A 19,273-nucleotide genomic window follows, 5' to 3' on the forward strand; every position below is an offset into this window, starting at 1 on the left:
ACAACCGGCCGTACGCGCGGCTGGTCACCGGCAGCGGTTACGCCGCCAACCGTGGACGGGCGGGCCCCGCCGGTGCTGAGGTGAGCGCCACCGAACGGCCCGAGGAAGGGGTGCCATGGCTGGCGCCGCATTGGAAATACGGGATCTGTCGGCGGGATACGGACCCGTGAGGGCACTGCGACACGTGTCGCTGACGCTGCCCGAGGGGGCCGTGGTCGCCGTACTGGGCAGCAACGGAGCGGGCAAGTCCACGCTCCTGCGCGCCATTTCCCGCACGCTGTCGTTTCACGGCGGAGCGGTCACCGCAGGCACCGTCGCCTTCGGCGGCCGGCCGCTGACCGGACTCTCACCGGACCGGGTGGTGGCCGCCGGGCTGTGCCAGGTGCCGGAAGGGCGCCAGGTGTTCGCGCGGATGACGGTCGCCGACAATCTGCGCGCCGGCGCACTCGGCTCCACCGGCAACCGCGCCGCCCGGGCCGCCGCACTGCGACGGGTCCATGAGCTGTTCCCGGTACTGGCCGAACGCGCCGGGCAGCGCGCCGGACTCCTCTCCGGCGGCGAACAGCAGATGCTCGCGGTCGCCAGAGCCCTGATGGCCGGACCGAAACTGGTCCTGCTCGACGAGCCCTCACTCGGGCTCGCCCCGCTGATGGCCCGGCGGATCGCCGAGACGATCACCGAGATCAACGGACAGGGCACGGCCGTACTCCTCGTCGAACAGAACGCGGCCATCGCGCTGCGCCTCGCCTCACACGCGTACGTCCTCGACGTCGGCGAAGTCGTACTCTCCGGGCCCGCCGATGAGCTTGCCGCGTCCGACGAGGTACGCCGCCGCTACCTGGGCGTCGTCGACGAGGAGGCCGCGGCCGACGCCTCCGAGGCCGTCGCGGCCCACCGCACCCTCAGCGTCTGGGAGGGGCGATGAGCACCGAAGCGACCCTGGAAGTAAAGGACTTGACGGTGCGGTTCGCGGGCCTCACCGCTCTGGACGCGGTCAGTTTCACCGTACGGCCCGGAACCGTCCACGCCCTCATCGGTCCCAACGGCGCCGGCAAGTCGACCTGCTTCAACGTCCTTTCGGGCGTGTACCGGGCGACCTCGGGCAGCGTCCGCTTCGGAGACGACGAGCTGACCGGTCTCGCGCCCCACCGCATCGCGGATCTCGGCATCGCCAGGATCTTCCAGAACCTCGCCCTGCCGCCCGGCGCCACCGTCGAGGACAGCCTGATGCTCGGCCGCCACCGGCTCACCCGTACCGGCTTCGTCGCGGCGGGGCTGAGGCTGCCTTCCGCCGTACGGGAGGAGGCGCGGCACCGTGAACGCGTCCGGGAGATCGCCGCGTTCGTGGGACTCGAAGATCAGCTCAGCCGCCCCGCCGGCACCTTGCCGTACGGGCAGCAGAAGCTCGCCGAGCTGGCCCGTGCCCTGTGCATGGAGCCCAGGCTGCTGCTCCTCGACGAGCCGGTCGCCGGCATGACCGCCGACGAACGACGCGTCACCGCCTCCATCGTCGCGGGCGTACGGGACAGCCTCGGCATCTCCATCGTGCTGGTCGAGCACGACATGGGGGTGGTGATGCGGCTCGCCGACTCCGTGACCGTCCTCGACTTCGGGCGGCTGATCGCCGACGGGACACCCGCGTCCGTCCAGTCCGACCCCGCCGTCGTCCGCGCCTACCTGGGAGAGGAGGCCACCTCATGACCACCTTCGCCGAGCTTCTCCTCAACGGGATATCGATCGGTTCCGTCTACGCCCTGATCGCCCTCGGCTTCGTGGTGATCTTCCGTGCCACCGAGGTCGTCAACTTCGCCCACGCCTCGCTGCTGCTCGCCGGCGGCTACGTCACCGCCGTCCTGCACGACGACATCGGCTTCTGGCTCGCCCTGCTCGCCGGGATCGGCGGCGCCGCCGCCGTCGGCGCCGGGGTCGAGTTCCTGGTGATGCGCCGCTACCGGGGCTCCAACCACAGCGTCCTGGCCATTGTCACCATCGGCGTCGACATCCTCCTCACCACCGAACTGACCCGGCGCATCGGCACCGATGTGCTCGCCCTCGGCGATCCCTGGGGCGACTCGGTGCTGACCTTCGGGGGCGTGAGCGTCGCGCACACCCGCATCGCCGCGTTCGTCGCCGCGGGCCTGCTCATCACCGTCTTCCTGCTCTCCTTCCGCTTCACCTCCTGGGGCGTGGCGATGCGCGCCGCCGCCGAGAACTCCGAGACCGCCGCGCTGATGGGCGTACGCCTGGGCAGGGTCTCCCTCGGCGCCTGGGCCGTGGCGGGCGGACTCGCCGCCGTCGCCGCGCTCTTCCTGACCGTCTTCCCGACGCCCGGACTCGAACGCTCCACTTCCCTCGCCGCGCTGAAGGCCTTCCCCGCCGCGATCCTCGGCGGTCTCGACTCCACGACCGGGGCCCTCGTCGGCGGCCTCCTCGTCGGCATCACCGAGTCACTGGCGACCGGCTACCAGAGCGATCTGACCTTCCTCGGCCGTGGCATCGGCGACCTGGCTCCGTACCTCGTGATGGTCGCCGTCCTGCTGGTACGCCCGGCCGGCCTCTTCGGCACGAAGGAGCTGGCCCGTGTCTGAAGCGAACAAGCGGACCCGCCGCCTGGTGCTGTGGACCGCCGGAGCGCTCCTGCTCCTCGCGCTGCCCTTCTACCTGGAGCGCTTCTGGCTCCAGGCCGGGCTCTTCGCGATGGCCGCCGCCATCGGCGCCATCGGCCTCAATCTCCTCACCGGCGCCACCGGCCAGCTCTCCATGGGCCACGCCTTCTTCCTCGCCGTCGGGGCGTACGGCTACTGCGTCTTCGCCGGGGACGGCACAGGGGCCCTGACCGGTCTCAACCTGCCCAGCTGGCTGGCGGCCGTGCTCGCGGTGGCTCTGGCCGGGGCTGCGGGCGGCCTCTTCAGCCCCATCGCCGGACGCCTCCAAGGGGCGTACCTCGGCATCGCCACCCTCGCGCTGATCTTCATCGGCCAGCACGTGCTCTTCAACGCGCACGACCTGACCGGCGGCTTCAACGGCCGCGACGTCCCCCCGCTCAGCCTCTTCGGAATCACCTTCGACGAGAGCGAGCTGCTGGTGGCCGCCGTGCCCTTCGGATCCGCCGAGAAGCTCTGGTACGTCGCCCTGCTCGCCCTGGCCGGCTGCGCGCTCTTCGCCCGCGGCGTGCTGCGCGGGCGCCCCGGACGGGCCATGAACGCCATCCGCGACCACCGCATCGCCGCGGGGGTCATCGGGGTGCCCGTCGCCCGCTACCGGGCCGCGGTGTTCGTCCTGTCCTCCATGTACGCGGGCCTCGCGGGCGTGCTGCTCGCGCTGGTCTTCCAGCGGACCGTGCCGGAGTACTTCGGCATGATCCTCTCCCTCGAATACCTCGCCATGATCGTCATCGGCGGTCTCGGCTCGGTCGCGGGAGCGGTGGTGGGAGCCGTCTTCGTCTCCCTGCTGCCGCAGCTCCTCACCCGGTACAGCGACGCCCTGCCCCTCGTCTCCGCCCCCGGTACGGGCGGGGTCGCTCCGGGCGAGGCGTCCCGGTACCTCTACGGCGCCGCCATTGTCGCGGTGGTGCTCTTCCTGCCGGGCGGCCTGGTGCGGCCAGTCTTCCGGCGCAAGACAACAACCTCAGGGAAGTAACGATGACTACGCCCCATCAGATCACCAGGACCACCGCCGCCACGCTCGCGGCGCTGCTCGCGCTGACCGCGGCCGGGTGCAGCTCGAAGGCGAAGGACACCAAGGACGACAAGGCGGGGGCCGGCGGCGTCAAGACCGGTCAGGGCGTCACGGACAAGACGATCAAGCTCGGTGTACTGACCGACATGACCGGCGTCTACGCATCGCTCGGCAAGAGCGTCACCCAGGCCCAGCAGCTGTACGCGAAGCAGACCAACGCCGACGGCGGCATCTGCGGCCGGAAGGTCGAACTCGTGGTGCGCGACCACGGCTACGACCCGCAGAAGGCCGTCTCCGGCTACACCGAGCTGTCGCCGCAGGTCCTCGGCTTCGCCCAGTTCATCGGCTCGCCCTTCGTCGCCGCCGTCAAGCAGCGCGTCGAAGGCCAGGACAAGGGCCTGGTCATCCCGCAGGCATGGTCGGCCTCGCTGCTGGGCAGCCCGTACATCCGCGTCATAGGCAACACGTACGACGTCGAGACCATCAACGCCATCGACTTCCTGACGAAGGACAAGGGCCTGAAGAAGGGCGACAAGATCGGCCACGTCTACTTCGAGGGCGACTACGGCGAGAACGCGCTGGCCGGGGCGCAGTACGCGGCCGAGAAGGCCGGGCTGACCGTCGTCGAGCAGAAGATCAAGCCGACCGACAACGACATGACGGCCCAGGTCACGGCCCTCAAGAAAGCCGGCGTCAAGGGAGTCGTCATCAGCGCGGGACCGCGCCAGGCGGCCTCGTTCGTCGGCGTCGCGGCGGCGGTCAAGCTCCAGGTGCCGATCATCGGCAACAACTCGGCGTTCTCGCCGCAGCTGCTCGCCACCCAGGCCGGACCGGCGCTCATGAAGAACTACTACATCGCCAACCCCACCGAGCCGATCGGCACCGGCACACCGGCCGCCAAGAAGCTCGTCGCCGACTACAAGGCGGCGTACCCCTCGGACGCGCTCGACAACGGCGTGGTGGCCGGCTGGACGGCCGTCTCGGTCTTCGGTGAGGCGCTGAAGAAGGCGTGTACGTCGAAGGATCTGACCCGTGAGGGCGTCGGCAAGGCCCTGCTGACCATCAACGCGTACGACTCGGGCTTCGGCACCACGCACGACTTCAGTGACCCGAAGGCGCCCTCCTCGCGCCAGACCGTCATCCTGCGGCCGGACAAGAAGGTGACCGGCGGCACAAAGGTGGTGCGGGAGGCGGAGGTCTCGGAGGCCGCCAAGAGCTTCACCGTGGGCGGCTGACAGCCCCGTAGTAAGCAGGAGAAACGACTGAGGGCCCCGGGGACGAACCCGGGGCCCTCAGTCGTGTACGTACGCCGGACGCTTACGGCAGCTGCGCCGCGCGCGCCTCGCGCCGGTTGTCGCGGAACGTGTTCACGCGCCGCGCGGTCGCGAAGAGCGGGATGACCGCGCCCATGACCACCTGGAGCGCACAGCCGGTGGCGAGGAGGACCTGGCCGCCGGGGGCGTCGAACGCCCAGGCCGCCAGCAGCCCCATCGCGCCGACGATCCAGGCGAGCATCGCCACCGCGAGGACACCCCGCGGCTTCGGGTACTCGACCCGGCTCACCATCAGCCACGCGACGCCGATGATGGCGAGCAGCGTGGGGATGAAGGGCAGCTCCAACAGCACGATCGAGACGACCGTCAGCGCGCCGAAGGGGCTCGGCATGCCCTGGAACATGCCGTCCTTCAGCGTCACGCAGGAGAATCTGGCGAGCCTCAGGACCACCGCCAGCAGCACCACGATCGCCGCCAGTGCCGAAACGCGCTGGTGGGCGTCGTCCGCGACCATTCCGTACACGAGTACGAAATAGGCGGGGGCGAGCCCGAAGCTGATCAGGTCGGAGAGGTTGTCCAGCTCCGCGCCCATCGGCGAGCTGCGCAGCTTGCGCGCCACGAGCCCGTCGCACAGGTCGAAGATCGCCGCGAGGAGCATCAGGATCACGGCGGTCGCGGCGCTGTGCCGCGCCATGCCGGTCTCCGCGCTGCCCTGGAGGTGCGGGATGAGGATTCCGGTGGTGGTGAAGTACACCGCCATGAATCCGCAGGTGGCGTTGCCGAGAGTGAGGGTGTCCGCTATTGACAGCCGCAGAGACAGCGGCATGTCCTCGGCGTCGGCCTCTTCCTCGGCCTCCGGCACCCAGCCGGCCTGGGTCTCAGGATCAGTCACGGTCAATTCGAGTCACCCCCGCGGTGGTGACCTGGCCGACCTCGACATCGGCCTCGACACCTTCGGGGAGGTAGATGTCGACGCGCGAACCGAACCGGATCAGGCCGATGCGCTCGCCCTGCTCGACCTTCGTACCCTGCGGGATGTACGGGACGATGCGGCGGGCGACGGCGCCGGCGATCTGGATCATCTCGATGTCACCGAGCTCGGTGTCGAAGTGCCAGACAACGCGCTCGTTGTTCTCGCTCTCCTTGTTGAACGCCGGAACGAACCCACCGGGGATGTGCTCGACCGACGTCACCGTGCCCGCGAGCGGGGCGCGGTTGACGTGGACGTTCAGCGGGCTCATGAAGATCGCGACGCGGGTACGTCCGTCCTTCCACGGCATGATGCTCTGCACCACTCCGTCGGCCGGGGAGATGACCCGGCCCTGAGTGATCTCGCGCTCGGGATCGCGGAAGAACCACAGCATGCCCGCCGCGAGCGCGGTGGTGGGCACGGCGACGGCGGCCCAGCGTCCGGACTTGCGAGCCCGGACGAGGCTGAGCGCCGCGGTGGCGACGGTCGGCAGAAGCCACGGCGATGCTCCGCGAGCAAGGCGTCCCTTGAGGAGGCCGTCGCGTGGTGCAGAGGTTTGGCTGTGGGGCATGGATGACCTTCGTAGCGGATGATGCCGCGCTGGCAACAGGGGGACGGCGGCTTATCGGCGATGGTAGCGGTTGCGGGGCGCAACTGGGCAAGCCAGAAGCCGAGTCGGACGACCGGAAGCCGACGCCAAAGGGTGCCAGGGTGTGATCTTTTTCGCGGTGATTTACCCGCAAAAGGTGCAATCAGCCCTGGAATCGGTACTCTTCGAGGAGTCGCCGGCCGATGATCATTTTCTGGATCTCGGCGGTACCTTCACCGATGAGCAGCATCGGCGCCTCACGGTAGAGACGCTCGATCTCGTACTCCTTCGAGAACCCGTAACCGCCATGGATACGGAAGGCGTCCTCGACGACTTCCTTGCAGTATTCGGAGGCGAGGTACTTCGCCATCCCTGCCTCTAGGTCGTTTCGTTCCCCGGAGTCCTTTTTGCGTGCTGCGTTCACCATCATCGCATGCGCGGCCTCGACCTTGGTAGCCATGTCGGCCAGCTTGAACTGAATCGCCTGGTGCTGAGCGATCGGCTTGCCGAAAGTGTGACGTTGCTGGGCATATGAGACACCCAATTCGAACGCACGCTGTGCTACGCCGCAGCCACGCGCCGCCACATTGACGCGGCCGACCTCCACGCCGTCCATCATTTGGTAAAACCCTCGGCCGGTTGTCCCACCGAGTACACGATTGGCCGGAATGCGCAGTCCGTCCATGATCAGTTCGGTGGTGTCGACGCCCTTGTAGCCCATCTTGTCGATCTTCCCGGGGATGGTCAGGCCGGGCCGCACCTCACCGAAGCCCGGCTCCTTCTCCACCAGGAAGGTCGTCATCTGCTTGTGCGGGGGCGAGCCCTCGGGGAGACCCTCGTCACTGCGGCACAGGACGGCGACGAGCGTGGACGAGCCGCCGTTCGTCAGCCACATCTTCTGGCCGGTCAGGACGTACTCGTCACCGTCCTTCACGCCCTTGGACGTGATCGCCGACACATCAGAGCCGAGCGCCGGCTCCGACATCGAGAACGCGCCCCGCACCTCCCCGAGCGCCATGCGCGGCAGGAAGGTGTCCTTCTGCTCCTGCGTGCCGTGCTGCTTGAGCATGTACGCCACGATGAAGTGCGTGTTGATGATCCCGGAGACGCTCATCCAGCCACGAGCTATCTCTTCGACGCACAGCGCGTATGTGAGAAGGGACTCACCCAGGCCGCCGTACTCCTCGGGGATCATCAGCCCGAAGAGTCCGAGCTCCTTGAGGCCCTCGACGATCTCCGTCGGGTACTCGTCGCGGTGCTCGAGCTCGGTCGCGACAGGAAGGATCTCCTTGTCGACGAAGTTCCTGACGGTCGCCAGGATCTCCTGCTGGATGTCGGTCAGACCGGCGGTCTGGGCGAGACGGGCCATGGCTACTTCTCCTGCGTCTTCGGCTCTGGGCGGCCGGGCTGCTCGCCGCCGCGCTCCTTGATGTACGTCTCGGTCGGGACCATCACCTTGCGCCGGAACACGCAGACGACGGTGCCGTCCTGCTTGTAGCCCTTCGTCTCGACGTAGACGATGCCGCGGTCGTTCTTGGACTTGGACGGCGTCTTGTCGAGGACGGTCGTCTCGCCGTAGATGGTGTCGCCGTGGAAGGTCGGCGCGATGTGCTTGAGCGACTCGACCTCCAGGTTGGCGATGGCCTTCCCGGACACGTCCGGCACCGACATGCCGAGCAGCAGCGAGTAGATGTAGTTGCCGACGACGACGTTCTTGCCGAAGTCGGTCGTCTTCTCGGCGTAGTTGCTGTCCATGTGCAGCGGGTGGTGGTTCATGGTCAGCAGGCAGAAGAGGTGGTCGTCGTACTCCGTGACCGTCTTTCCGGGCCAGTGCTTGTAGACGGCGCCGATCTCGAACTCTTCGTAAGTGCGTCCGAACTGCATGATCAGGCCTCCGGGGCTTCGAACTTGGAGGTGCGCTGCATGCCGGCCGCGCGTCCCTTGCCGGAGATGACCAGGGCCATCTTGCGGCTGGCCTCGTCGATCATCTCGTCGCCGAGCATCGCGGAGCCCTTCTTGCCGCCGACCTCGGACGTGCACCACTCGTACGCGTCGAGAATCATCTCCGCGTGGTCGTAGTCCTCCTGCGAGGGCGAGAACACCTCGTTGGCCGCGTCGACCTGACCCGGGTGCAGCACCCACTTGCCGTCGAAGCCCAGCGCTGCCGCACGGCCCGCGACCTCGCGGTACGCGTCCACGTCGCGGATCTGGAGGAAGGGACCGTCGATCGCCTGGAGGTCGTGCGTACGGGCCGCCATCAGGATGCGCATGAGGATGTAGTGGTATGCATCGGCGCCGTAGCCGGGGGGCTGCATGCCGACGACCAGGGTCTTCATGTTGATCGAGGCCATGAAGTCCGCCGGGCCGAAGATGATCGTCTCGAGGCGCGGCGAGGCGGCGGCGATCTCGTCGACGTTCACCAGGCCCTTCGCGTTCTCGATCTGCGCCTCGATGCCGATCTTGCCGACCTCGAAGCCCATCGTCTTCTCGATCTGGGTCAGCAGGAGGTCGAGCGCGACGACCTGCTGGGCGTCCTGGACCTTCGGCAGCATGATGCAGTCGAGGTTCGGGCCCGCGCCCTCGACGACCGTGACGACATCGCGGTACGTCCAGTGAGTCGTCCAGTCGTTGACCCGCACGACCCGGGTCTTGCCCGTCCAGTCACCGTTGTTCAGCGCGTCGACGATGGTGTGCCGGGCGCCTTCCTTGGCGAGCGGCGCGCACGCGTCCTCCAGGTCCAGGAAGACCTGGTCGGCCGGCAGGCCCTGGGCCTTCTCCAGGAAGCGCGGGTTCGAGCCGGGAACCGCGAGGCAGGAGCGGCGCGGGCGCAGCCGGTTCACGGCGGGCGTGGGCGTGGTCATGCGGAGACCTCCAGAGGGTCGAGCTTGTTCGCTTTCCGGATCTCGTCGACGATACGGCCGATGATCTCCGTGATACCGAAGTCCTTAGGGGTGAAAACTGCGGCCACTCCGGCAGCCCGCAGCGCCTCGGCGTCCGCCGGCGGGATGATCCCGCCCGCGATCACCGGAATGTCGGCGGCGCCGGCCTCTCGCAGGCGTACGAGAACATCCGGCACCAGTTCGGCGTGCGAGCCGGACAGGATCGACAGACCGACGCAGTGCACGTCCTCGGCGAGGGCGGCGCTCACGATCTGTTCGGGCGTGAGCCTGATGCCCTGGTAGACCACCTCGAAGCCCGCGTCGCGCGCTCGTACGGCGATCTGCTCGGCGCCGTTGGAGTGCCCGTCCAGGCCGGGCTTGCCGACCAGCAGGCGCAGCCGCCCCGAGCCGAGCTCGTCGGCCGTACGGGACACCTTCTCCCGTACGTACGCGAGTGGCGTGCCCGCCTCGGCGGTGACCGCGACCGGGGCGCTGCTCACGCCCGTCGGCGCGCGGAATTCGCCGAAGACGTCCCGCAGCGCCCAGGACCACTCGCCGGTGGTGACGCCCGCACGGGCGCACTCGACGGTGGCGGCCATCAGGTTCTCGGTGCCCGCGGCAGCCCTCTTGAGGGCCGCCAGGGCCTCGGAGGCGCGGGCCTCGTCGCGGTTGTCGCGCCACTCGTGGAGCTTGGCGACGACGCGGGCCTCGTTGGCCGGGTCGACCGTCATGATCGCACCGTCCAGGTCCGCGGTGAGCGGGCTGGGTGCGGTCGACTCGTAGCAGTTGACGCCGACGATCTTCTCGTCGCCGGACTCGATGCGCGCGCGGCGCTCCGCGTGCGAGGAGACCAGCTGCGACTTGAGGTAGCCGGACTCGACGGCGGCCATCGCGCCGCCCATCTCCTCGATGCGGTCCATCTCGGCGAAGGACTCGGCGACCAGCGCCTCGACCTTGGCCTCGATGACGTGCGACCCGGCGAAGATGTCCTCGTACTCCAGCAGATCGCTCTCCAGCGCGAGGACCTGCTGTATGCGCAGCGACCACTGCTGGTCCCAGGGGCGGGGCAGACCCAGCGCCTCGTTCCAGGCGGGCAGCTGCACGGCGCGGGCGCGGGCGTCCTTGGAGAGGGTGACGGCCAGCATTTCGAGGACGATGCGCTGGACGTTGTTCTCCGGCTGCGCCTCGGTGAGGCCCAGTGAGTTGACCTGCACGCCATAGCGGAAGCGGCGCTGCTTCTCGTTCTCGATGCCGTAGCGCTCGCGCGTGACCTTGTCCCAGATGCGGCCGAAGGCGCGCATCTTGCACATCTCCTCGACGAAGCGGACGCCCGCGTTCACGAAGAAGGAGATACGGGCGACGACGTCCCCGAACTTCTCCGGCGGCACCTGACCGCTGTCCCGTACGGCGTCGAGGACGGCGATCGCCGTGCTCATGGCGTACGCGATCTCCTGGACCGGTGTGGCGCCGGCCTCCTGGAGGTGGTAGCTGCAGATGTTGATCGGGTTCCACTTGGGGATGTGGTTCACCGTGTAGGTGATCATGTCCGTCGTCAGGCGCAGGCTGGGCACCGGCGGGAAGACGTGCGTCCCGCGCGACAGGTACTCCTTGACGATGTCGTTCTGCGTCGTCCCCTGGAGCTTGGTGATGGCCTCCTTGTCGAGACCTTGCTCCTCCGCGACCACCTGGTACATCGCCAGCAGCCACATGGCCGTGGCGTTGATGGTCATCGAGGTGTTCATCTGCTCCAGGGGGATGTCCTGGAACAGCCGCCGCATGTCACCGAGATGGGAGACCGGGACCCCGACCCGGCCGACCTCGCCGCGGGCGAGGATGTGGTCGGGGTCGTAGCCGGTCTGCGTCGGAAGGTCGAACGCGACCGACAGGCCGGTCTGGCCCTTGGCGAGGTTGTTGCGGTACAGCTCGTTGGACGCCTCGGCGGTCGAGTGACCGGCGTACGTCCGCATGAGCCAGGGCCGGTCCTTCCGACGCTCGCCCATCAGATGTTCCGGAAGCGGTTGATGGCGTCGATGTGCTGCTCGCGCAGCTCGTGGTTACGGACACCGAGACCCTCGCGGGGTGCCAGCGCCAGCACGCCGACCTTGCCCTGGTGCAGGTTGCGGTGGACGTCGTACGCCGCCTGGCCGGTGTCCTCCAGCGAGTACACCTTCGAGAGGGTGGGGTGGATCTTGCCCTTGGCGATCAGGCGGTTGGCCTCCCACGCCTCGCGGTAGTTGGCGAAGTGCGAGCCGATGATCCGCTTCAGCGACATCCACAGGTAGCGGTTGTCGTACTCGTGCATGTAGCCCGAGGTCGAGGCGCAGGTGGTGATCGTGCCGCCCTTGCGGGTGACGTAGACGCTCGCGCCGAAGGTCTCACGGCCGGGGTGCTCGAAGACGATGTCGATGTCCTCGCCGCCGGTGAGCTCGCGGATGCGCTTGCCGAAGCGCTTCCACTCCTTGGGGTCCTGGGTGTGCTCGTCCTTCCAGAACTTGTAGCCCTCGGCGTTGCGGTCGATGATCGCCTCGGCGCCCATCGCGCGGCAGATGTCCGCCTTCTGGTCGCTGGAGACGACACAGATCGGGTTGGCGCCGCCGGCCAGCGCGAACTGGGTGGCGTACGAACCGAGTCCGCCGCTCGCGCCCCAGATCAGGACGTTGTCGCCCTGCTTCATGCCGGCGCCGTTGCGCGAGACGAGCTGGCGGTACGCCGTCGAGTTGACCAGGCCGGGAGCCGCCGCCTCCTCCCAGCTGAGGTGGTCGGGCTTGGGCATCAGCTGGTTGGACTTGACGAGCGCGATCTCGGCGAGACCGCCGAAGTTCGTCTCGAAGCCCCAGATGCGCTGCTCGGGGTCGAGCATCGTGTCGTTGTGGCCGTCGGAGGACTCCAGCTCGACGGACAGGCAGTGCGCGACGACCTCGTCGCCGGGCTTCCAGGCGTTCACGCCGGGGCCGGTGCGCAGGACGACGCCGGCGAGGTCGGAGCCGATGACGTGGTACGGGAGGTCGTGGCGCTTGCTCAGGTCACTGAGCCTGCCGTACCGCTCCAGGAAGCCGAAGGTCGAGACGGGCTCGAAGATCGAGGTCCAGACGGAGTTGTAGTTGACCGAGCTGGCCATGACCGCCACCAGGGCCTCGCCCGGTCCGAGCTCGGGCACCGGCACGTCCTCGACGTGGAGGGACTTGCGGGGGTCCTTGTCCCGGCTGGCGACGCCGGCGAACATCTCGGCCTCGTCCTTGTGCACGGTCACCGCGCGGTACGACTCGGGGATGGACAGGGCGGCGATGTCTGCGGCCGTACTGTCCTGCGACTGGATCGCGTCCAGGATTTCCTTCACGGGGTGCCTCCGGCGAAGCGCGTTTTTGAGGGAACGCTTTGAGGGGAAACGTCGGGATGCTGCTGTGGAGGTGTGCCGTCGGTTCGGCGGTGGTGCGGGTGTTCGGCAGCGCGGGTAGCGCGGGAGGTTGCCTGTGACGCAGGCGCCCGGGCGCACAAGCACGTGGCTTGCGGGGACAGCCGGCGTACGAGAGATCTCTGCACGCCGGCCGCCCGGACAACGACAACGTATGACACCGCGTGCCACGTGACAAGACACTGAGTGCCAACAATTTCTCTCAGATGTCACCTCGCCGTCACATGTGAGCGATGATCGATCGATTTGGATTCATCAGAGCACGCAAAGACGCCGCCCGCCTCCCGGAGATCCGGGGGCGGGCGGCGTCTGGGACCGGCGGAAAACGCCGCCGGGTCAGGCCTGCTTGAGTGCTCGCTCGATCGTACGCATGACCTCGTCCAGGGGGGCGTCCGTGCGGGCCACGGTCACCAGCACGTCGCCGCTCACGCTCGCCGACGCGGCCGGCGCCTGCTTCGGGCGGTCCGACGAGCGGCCGGCCCCGATGCCCGTACCGAACGTGTCGCGGACGATCGCGAACGCGTGGTCCAGCTGCGCCTCCACGTCGCCCTGGCCGCCCGCCCGCAGCCAGCGCCGCAGTACGTGGTTGTGCGCCGTCACGACGGCCGACGCGGCCACCTCCGCCAGAAGGGGGTCGTCGTTGTCGTCGTGGTGGTCGTGCTCGTCGAAGTGGCCCAGCAGATAGCGCGTGAACAGCCGCTCGTAGCGGGCCACCGAGGCGATCTCCGCCTCGCGGAGGGTCGGGACCTCGCGGGTGAGCTTGTAGCGGGCGACGGAGACCGCGGGGGACGCCGCGTACATCCGCATGACTTCCTTGATGCCCCGGCAGACGGTGTCCAGCGGGTGCTCGTGCGGTGACGCGGCGTTGAGCACCGCTTCCGCGCGTACGAGCGTGTCGTCGTGGTCCGGGAAAATCGCTTCTTCCTTGGAACGGAAGTGCCGGAAGAAGGTCCGCCGCGCCACCCCGCCCGCGGCGGCGATCTCGTCGACCGTCGTCGCCTCGTACCCCTTTGTCGCGAACAGCTCCATCGCCGCGGCCGACAGTTCACGGCGCATCTTGAGCCGCTGGGCGGCCGCGCGGCTGCCCGCGGCACTCTCAGGAGCGTCGGAGGTGGAGCTCGTACGGGACGGTCGTCGGGGGGAGTCAGCGGGCTGGGACATGCCCCGAACGTACTGCATCCGCGCAGGAGAGCGCGCCTGTGGGTGCGGGCTGCCGTCCGGCTCCAGCAGCCCGCCCCATCCGGTCACACCCTCCTGCTCAGCGCCCGGCATACTCCCGGAAGCCGCGTCCTGTCTTGCGGCCGAGGCACCCCGCGGCCACCAGGTGTTCGAGCAGCGGGGCCGGTGCCAGGCCCGGGTCGCGGAACTCGCTGTGCAGAACCTTCTGGATGGCGAGGGAGACGTCCAGGCCGACGACATCGAGGAGCTGGAAGGGGCCCATCGGGTAGCCGCCGCCCAGCTTCATCGCGGCGTCGATGTCGTCCAGCGACGCGTAGTGCTGCTCGACCATCTTGACCGCGTTGTTCAGGTACGGGAAGAGCAGCGCGTTCACGATGAATCCGGCGCGGTCGCCGCAGTCCACGGGGTGCTTGCGGATCTTGAGGCACACCTCGCGGACGGTCGCGTGGACCTCGTCCGAGGTGAGGACGGTACGGACGACCTCGACCAGCTTCATCGCGGGCGCCGGGTTGAAGAAGTGCATCCCGATGACGTCCTGCGGGCGCGAGGTCGCGCGGGCGCAGGCGACGACGGGCAGCGACGACGTGGTCGTGGCGAGCACCGCGCCCGGCTTGCAGACCTTGTCGAGCGTCGCGAAGAGCTGCTGCTTGACCTCCAGGTCCTCCGCGACCGCCTCGACCGCCAGGTCGACGTCGGCGAACGCGTCGAGCGAGCCGGCCGGGGTGACCCTTGCCAGCGTCTCGTCGCGGGCCTCGGCCGTCATCCGGCCCTTGTCGACAGAGCGGGAAAGAGACTTGGCGATACGGGCCTTCGCCTTGTCCGCCTTCTCCTGGCTCCGGGCCGCGAGCACCACGTCGTAACCGGCCTTCGCGAAGACCTCCGCGATGCCGGACGCCATGGTGCCGGAGCCCGCGACGCCCACCGACCGCACCGGCCGCCCGGGCGTGACGCCCGCGCTCTCCAGCGGGGTGAGCGCGTCGCGCACGACGGTCTGGCTGCCGGCCGCCTCGTACGTGTAGAAGCCGCGGCCCGACTTGCGGCCGCTCAGCCCGGCCTCGCTGAGCTGCTTCAGGATGGGGGCGGGGGCGTGCAGCCGGTCGTGGGACTCGGCGTACATCGCTTCGAGGACGGTACGGGCCGTGTCGACGCCGATCAGGTCGAGCAGGGCGAGGGGGCCCATCGGCAGGCCGCAGCCCAGCCGCATCGCGGCGTCGATGTCCTCACGGGAGGCGTACTTCGCCTCGTACATCGCGGCGGCCTGGTTGAGGTAGCCGAAGAGCAGGCCGTCGGCGACGAAACCGGGCCGGTCGCCGACCGCGACCGGCTCCTTGCCGAGGTCGCGGGCGAGCGTGGTGACGGCCTCGACGGCCTGCGGCGCGGTGAGCACCGAGGAGACGATCTCGACCAGCTTCATCGCGGGCGCCGGGTTGAAGAAGTGCATGCCGAGCACGCGCTCGGGGTGCGCGGAGTCGGCGGCGAGACGGGTGACGGACAGCGCGTTCGTGCCGGTCGCCAGGACCGTGGTGGGGCGCACGATGGTGTCGAGGGCGCGGAACACCTGCTGCTTGGCCTCGTACGACTCGTGAACGACCTCGATCACGAGATCGGCATCGGCTGCCGCCTGGAGGTCGGAGAACGTACGGAAACGGGCGAGGATGTCGCGCCGCTCCTCGGCGGTGATCCGCTCCCGCTCCACCGCTCGGGCGGTGGAGGCTTCGAGCGAGGTGACGGCCAGCCTGGCGGCCTCCTCGCTGATGTCGATGCCGATGACTTCACGGCCGGCGCGGGCCAGGGTCTCGGCTATGCCGGTGCCCATGGTGCCGAGACCGACGACGGCGACGGTACTGAGAGGGGTGTCCATCACGGGACTCCAGAGAATGAGGTGACGACTGAGGGGCGCACGGCGCGAAGAAGTCGCGTGCGGAATGCGTACCTGGGTACGAAATGCACAGGGCAGGTCGAGCTGCGGGGGCGGGGCCGACGGACTCTGTCCCGGAGTCACGTCGCGGAAGAAAACACCGAACCGACAAAGCACTCGGGGCGGCTGCGTCACCAGGCCGCCATGAGGTGATCATTCAGCGGGGGGTGGCCCGCTCACTTGAGGTTAACCGGCGAGTAACGAGCGCGCCAGCCCTGGCGGGATGTGATCTAGGCCCGGACTTCGCGGGTCGCTGAAAAGGTTCGCCGCAGCGGCTCTTCGGCGTCCGAACCCGACCGGATCGGACCGGCATTGCGATCGCCGTTGCGGACCGGACTGAGCGGCGATCGGTCGTGACCAGTTGATCTTCACGATCGGGTGACCTGCGAAGTACGGGTCTAGGACGCCTGTGCGGTGCATACCCTTGCGGCATGGATGAGGAGCTGCGGTCACTCGCCGGCCGGGTGCGGGGAGAGGCGGACGATCCGGTGGCGTACGAGCGGCTGCTCGCCACCGAGGACCTCGACGAACTGGCCCGCGTCCTCACCGAGACCGAACGGCCCCTGTGGGCGCGGGAGATGGCCGCCTTCCGCCTGGGCTGCGCGGGGGACCGGCGGGCATTCGAGACGCTGGTGCTGTTGCTGAACCACCGCGATCCGCAGCGGTGCGTCACCGCGGCGTACGCGCTGGCGCGGCTGCGCGACCCGCGCACGGCCCGCGCCGCCGCCGCGCTCGCCACAAACTCCCTTCGCACGGCGTACGCGCTGCACCCGGTGCGGCTGCTCACCGAGCTCCGGGCGCCCGAGACCGTACCGGCGCTGATCACCACATTGCGCGGCCTGCTCGCCCCGACGAACCCCCACTGGCGGGTGGCGCTCGCCTGCGTCGAGGGCCTGGGACAGCTCCGGGACGCGCGAGCGCGGCCGGTGCTCGAAGCGGCGCTGGATCATCCGCGGCTGGTCGCCGCCGCGTCCGCCGCGCTCAGCCGCCTCGCGTAACGCGTCTCGGGGACGGCGACGCCGTGCACCTCGAAGGGCGCCTCGGCCCCGTCGGGCGCGAAACCGGCCTTCTCGTAGAAGCGGCGGGCACGGGTGTTATCGGTGAGGACCCACAGGAGCACGCGGCGGTAGCCGTCGGCGGTGGCGCGGGCGAGGAGTTCGGTGGTGAGGGCGCGGCCGGCGCCGGTGCCGTGGTGCTCCGGCAGGACGTAGAGGGCGTACAGCTCGGCGTCGGCGGTCGGTCTGCCCTCCTCGCGGTACGCCCCGTAGCAGCCCCAGCCGATGACCTGCCCGTCGCGCTCGGCGACGACGTTGCGGCCCGCGCCGTCGCCCCTGGCGAGATGCGCGCGGCGCCGGGCGGCGTCCTCCTCGACGCTCATCGCGTCGAGGTACGCCTGCGGCATCATCCCGGCGTACGCCGCCTGCCAGCCGCGCACCCGCACACGGGCGACGGCCTCGCAGTCGTCGACGGTCATCTCCCGTACCTGTATCCGCGTCCTGCCGCCGCCGCTCATGGGGCCGCACTCTAGTCAGGGGTGAGGCGGCGGAGCAGCCGGACGTACGGGCTCCAGCGGGCCGGGCGCGCGACGGTGCCGGTCAGGGCCGACTCGGCGCGGTCGAGGCTGTCTTCGAGGAGCGCGTCATGGAAGGCCCGGTAGGCGAGCGGCCAGGTGAGCAGCGCCGGGCCCCTGACGTTCATGGCGAGGGTGTGGCGGAGCACGGTCCGGCCTTCGTCGACCGCGTGCACGGTGTACTCGTGGAAGCCGTCGAAGCCGCGCGGCCCGCTGAAGGTGAAGCGGACCCACTCCCGGGGGACGTACGACGTCACCGTGTAACGCACAGGCCCATGGCCTCCCTTGGAGCCGGGAGTGAGGCCCTTGTCCAGCGTCATGCGCGGCCAGTCGTCGCCCGGCCAGAGCCGGTCGCCGGGCGTGGCGAGGGTGTCGATGAGCGCGCCCACCTCGCTCGCCCTGACGGGCAGGAGGCGCTCGTGGACGTTGAAGGCCGACATCAGCGCTGCCATGGGAACTCCCGGAGTCCGTTTTAGAGGGACCTCTCTAATGAATTGGAGGGTACTCTCCACAACATGGCCAGGCCAACCCGGTACGACACTTCACTGCTTCTCGACGCTGCCGTGCGCCTCGCGGCGGAGGGCGGCCCTTCCGCCGTCACCATGGCCGCGGTCGCCAAGGCGGTCGGCGCCCCGAGCGGCTCCGTCTATCACCGCTTCCCGTCCCGGACCGCTCTGCTGGCCGAGGTGTGGCTGCGTACCGTCGAAAGATTCCAGGAGGGATACGTCGCGGTGCTCACCGCGTCGGGTGGCGCCCCCAGGGAAGCCGCCGTCGCCGCCTCGCGCCATGTGGTGGCCTGGAGCCGTACCAACCGGGACGAGGCCGCGCTGCTTCTGCACGGCCCCGAGGCCTTCGGCAAGGACGACTGGGCCCCGGAGCAGAGGGACCGCGCTGACGCCGGCAACCGCCGGGTCTTCGGGGAGATCGCCGCTCTCGGGGCCGCTCTGGGGGTGTCCCACCCTGTCGAGGCCGAGCGCATCGCCCTCGCGCTCATCGACCTGCCGCTCGCGTTGGTACGCCGCCATGTGCGCGGCGGCGCTGGCCTGCCCGCGCACGCGGAACAACTGGCCGCGGACAGCACGGCCCTGCTGCTGTCGGATCTGCCGGTTTCGGCGGTGCGCGCCCGGGCTTGACGGCCCCCGTGGCATCCTGGTCCGTATGGGTGATCATGCACATAACAACTCTGTACGTCGGAGCTATGACACCGTGGCCGAGGAGTACGCGGCCCGGTTGCACGACGAGCTCGCCGGGAAGCCGCTTGACCGGGCGCTCCTTGCCTCCCTCCTGGAACAGACAGAGCCGGGGGCCGCGATCGCCGACCTCGGCTGCGGCCCCGGGCACGTGGCGGCCTGGCTCGCCGGGAAGGGCGCGCGTACGGTCGGGATCGACCTGTCCGCGGGCATGGTGGAGGCCGGCCGGCGCCGGTTCGCACAGGTGGAGTTCCGAGAAGGTGACCTGCTGGAACTTCCCGCCAAGGACGGCGAGTTCGGCTCCGCCGTAGCCTTCTACACGATCATCCACCTCGACCCCGGTGACCTGCACCGCGCCTTCGAAGAGGCGCGGCGGGTACTGCGCCCCTCCGGTCTCCTCCTCCTCTCCTTCCACATCGGTGAGGAGGTCCGGCACCTGGACAAGTGGTGGGGGCACGACGTGGACATCGACTTCCGCTTCCTGGAGCCCGCGCACATCACCGGGCTGCTCGAAGCGGCCGGGTTCGCCGTGGAGATGCACATGGAACGCACCCACTACGCCCACGAGGTCGAGACCCGCCGGGCGTACCTCCTGGCCCGCCGCGCCTGAGCCC

At 69.3% G+C, this 19,273-nt stretch carries 19 protein-coding genes; 8 read left to right on the plus strand and 11 right to left on the minus strand.

Features of this window, described 5'->3' with window-relative positions:
• The first annotated feature begins 115 nt into the window (after positions 1 to 115).
• From J7E96_RS01660 to J7E96_RS01680, 5 genes are read left to right on the plus strand one after another with little or no spacing between them, the layout of a single operon-like run.
• Positions 116 to 925, plus strand: a complete 810-nt coding sequence (locus tag J7E96_RS01660) for an ABC transporter ATP-binding protein (RefSeq protein WP_215126616.1) — start codon at positions 116 to 118, stop codon at positions 923 to 925.
• Entirely contained in the window at positions 922 to 1,701 is a 780-nt protein-coding gene (locus J7E96_RS01665) for an ABC transporter ATP-binding protein (protein WP_215126618.1), read from the plus strand. The genes J7E96_RS01660 and J7E96_RS01665 overlap by 4 nt, the downstream gene beginning before the upstream one ends.
• Positions 1,698 to 2,588: a branched-chain amino acid ABC transporter permease gene (locus J7E96_RS01670; RefSeq protein WP_215126620.1), complete on the plus strand. Its 891-nt coding sequence runs from the start codon at positions 1,698 to 1,700 to the stop codon at positions 2,586 to 2,588. Before J7E96_RS01665 ends, J7E96_RS01670 begins: the two co-directional genes overlap by 4 nt.
• On the plus strand, positions 2,581 to 3,639 hold the full coding sequence (locus J7E96_RS01675) for a branched-chain amino acid ABC transporter permease (protein ID WP_215126622.1): 1,059 nt from the start codon (positions 2,581 to 2,583) through the stop codon (positions 3,637 to 3,639). Before J7E96_RS01670 ends, J7E96_RS01675 begins: the two co-directional genes overlap by 8 nt.
• Positions 3,640 to 3,641: 2 nt before the next feature.
• Positions 3,642 to 4,913, plus strand: coding sequence for an ABC transporter substrate-binding protein (locus J7E96_RS01680; RefSeq protein ID WP_215126624.1), 1,272 nt, complete (start codon positions 3,642 to 3,644; stop codon positions 4,911 to 4,913).
• An 82-nt stretch (positions 4,914 to 4,995) separates the two neighbouring features.
• On the opposite strand, the gene pssA is transcribed toward J7E96_RS01680, so the two are convergent.
• From pssA to J7E96_RS01725, 9 genes are all read right to left on the minus strand, one after another.
• Positions 4,996 to 5,814, minus strand: coding sequence for a CDP-diacylglycerol--serine O-phosphatidyltransferase (gene pssA, locus J7E96_RS01685; RefSeq protein WP_215126805.1), 819 nt, complete (start codon positions 5,812 to 5,814; stop codon positions 4,996 to 4,998).
• A 22-nt stretch (positions 5,815 to 5,836) separates the two neighbouring features.
• A complete protein-coding gene (locus J7E96_RS01690) occupies positions 5,837 to 6,493 on the minus strand; it encodes a phosphatidylserine decarboxylase (RefSeq protein WP_215126626.1) in 657 nt (218 codons plus the stop codon).
• Between the two features lie 181 nt (positions 6,494 to 6,674).
• Positions 6,675 to 7,880 (minus strand): acyl-CoA dehydrogenase family protein, encoded by a 1,206-nt coding sequence (locus tag J7E96_RS01695; protein WP_215126628.1) that lies wholly within the window; start codon positions 7,878 to 7,880, stop codon positions 6,675 to 6,677.
• A 2-nt stretch (positions 7,881 to 7,882) separates the two neighbouring features.
• On the minus strand, positions 7,883 to 8,395 hold the full coding sequence (locus J7E96_RS01700) for a MaoC family dehydratase (RefSeq protein WP_215126630.1): 513 nt from the start codon (positions 8,393 to 8,395) through the stop codon (positions 7,883 to 7,885).
• A gap of 2 nt (positions 8,396 to 8,397) precedes the next feature.
• A complete protein-coding gene (locus J7E96_RS01705; protein ID WP_215126632.1) occupies positions 8,398 to 9,372 on the minus strand; it encodes a CoA ester lyase in 975 nt (324 codons plus the stop codon).
• The gene (locus tag J7E96_RS01710; RefSeq protein ID WP_215126633.1) at positions 9,369 to 11,390 is read right to left on the minus strand and encodes a protein meaA; all 2,022 of its coding nucleotides are present in this window, start codon (positions 11,388 to 11,390) and stop codon (positions 9,369 to 9,371) included. The genes J7E96_RS01705 and J7E96_RS01710 overlap by 4 nt, the downstream gene beginning before the upstream one ends.
• Positions 11,390 to 12,727, minus strand: a complete 1,338-nt coding sequence (ccrA, locus tag J7E96_RS01715) for a crotonyl-CoA carboxylase/reductase (protein ID WP_215126635.1) — start codon at positions 12,725 to 12,727, stop codon at positions 11,390 to 11,392. The genes J7E96_RS01710 and ccrA overlap by 1 nt, the downstream gene beginning before the upstream one ends.
• 411 nt (positions 12,728 to 13,138) lie before the next feature.
• On the minus strand, positions 13,139 to 13,963 hold the full coding sequence (locus J7E96_RS01720; RefSeq protein ID WP_251069259.1) for a TetR family transcriptional regulator: 825 nt from the start codon (positions 13,961 to 13,963) through the stop codon (positions 13,139 to 13,141).
• Between the two features lie 97 nt (positions 13,964 to 14,060).
• Positions 14,061 to 15,842, minus strand: coding sequence for a 3-hydroxyacyl-CoA dehydrogenase family protein (locus J7E96_RS01725; protein WP_215126637.1), 1,782 nt, complete (start codon positions 15,840 to 15,842; stop codon positions 14,061 to 14,063).
• A 488-nt stretch (positions 15,843 to 16,330) separates the two neighbouring features.
• Between J7E96_RS01725 and J7E96_RS01730 the strand changes: the two genes are divergently transcribed.
• Positions 16,331 to 16,897, plus strand: coding sequence for an adenylosuccinate lyase (locus J7E96_RS01730; protein WP_215126640.1), 567 nt, complete (start codon positions 16,331 to 16,333; stop codon positions 16,895 to 16,897).
• On the opposite strand, the gene J7E96_RS01735 is transcribed toward J7E96_RS01730, so the two are convergent.
• Together J7E96_RS01735 and J7E96_RS01740 are read right to left on the minus strand one after the other, a co-directional pair.
• Positions 16,846 to 17,412, minus strand: a complete 567-nt coding sequence (locus tag J7E96_RS01735) for a GNAT family N-acetyltransferase (RefSeq protein ID WP_215126642.1) — start codon at positions 17,410 to 17,412, stop codon at positions 16,846 to 16,848. The two genes, J7E96_RS01730 and J7E96_RS01735, sit on opposite strands and share 52 nt — an antisense overlap.
• Before the next feature lie 11 nt (positions 17,413 to 17,423).
• Positions 17,424 to 17,909: an SRPBCC family protein gene (locus J7E96_RS01740; RefSeq protein ID WP_215126809.1), complete on the minus strand. Its 486-nt coding sequence runs from the start codon at positions 17,907 to 17,909 to the stop codon at positions 17,424 to 17,426.
• A 75-nt stretch (positions 17,910 to 17,984) separates the two neighbouring features.
• Here J7E96_RS01740 and J7E96_RS01745 point away from each other — a divergent pair, with 75 nt between their 5' ends.
• A complete protein-coding gene (locus J7E96_RS01745; protein ID WP_215126644.1) occupies positions 17,985 to 18,602 on the plus strand; it encodes a TetR/AcrR family transcriptional regulator in 618 nt (205 codons plus the stop codon).
• A 73-nt stretch (positions 18,603 to 18,675) separates the two neighbouring features.
• The gene (locus J7E96_RS01750) at positions 18,676 to 19,269 is read left to right on the plus strand and encodes a class I SAM-dependent methyltransferase (protein WP_308295797.1); all 594 of its coding nucleotides are present in this window, start codon (positions 18,676 to 18,678) and stop codon (positions 19,267 to 19,269) included.
• Positions 19,270 to 19,273: the final 4 nt, after the last annotated feature.

Source organism: Streptomyces sp. ISL-96 (assembly GCF_018614035.1).
In the GTDB taxonomy this organism is placed as follows: Bacteria; Actinomycetota; Actinomycetes; order Streptomycetales; family Streptomycetaceae; genus Streptomyces.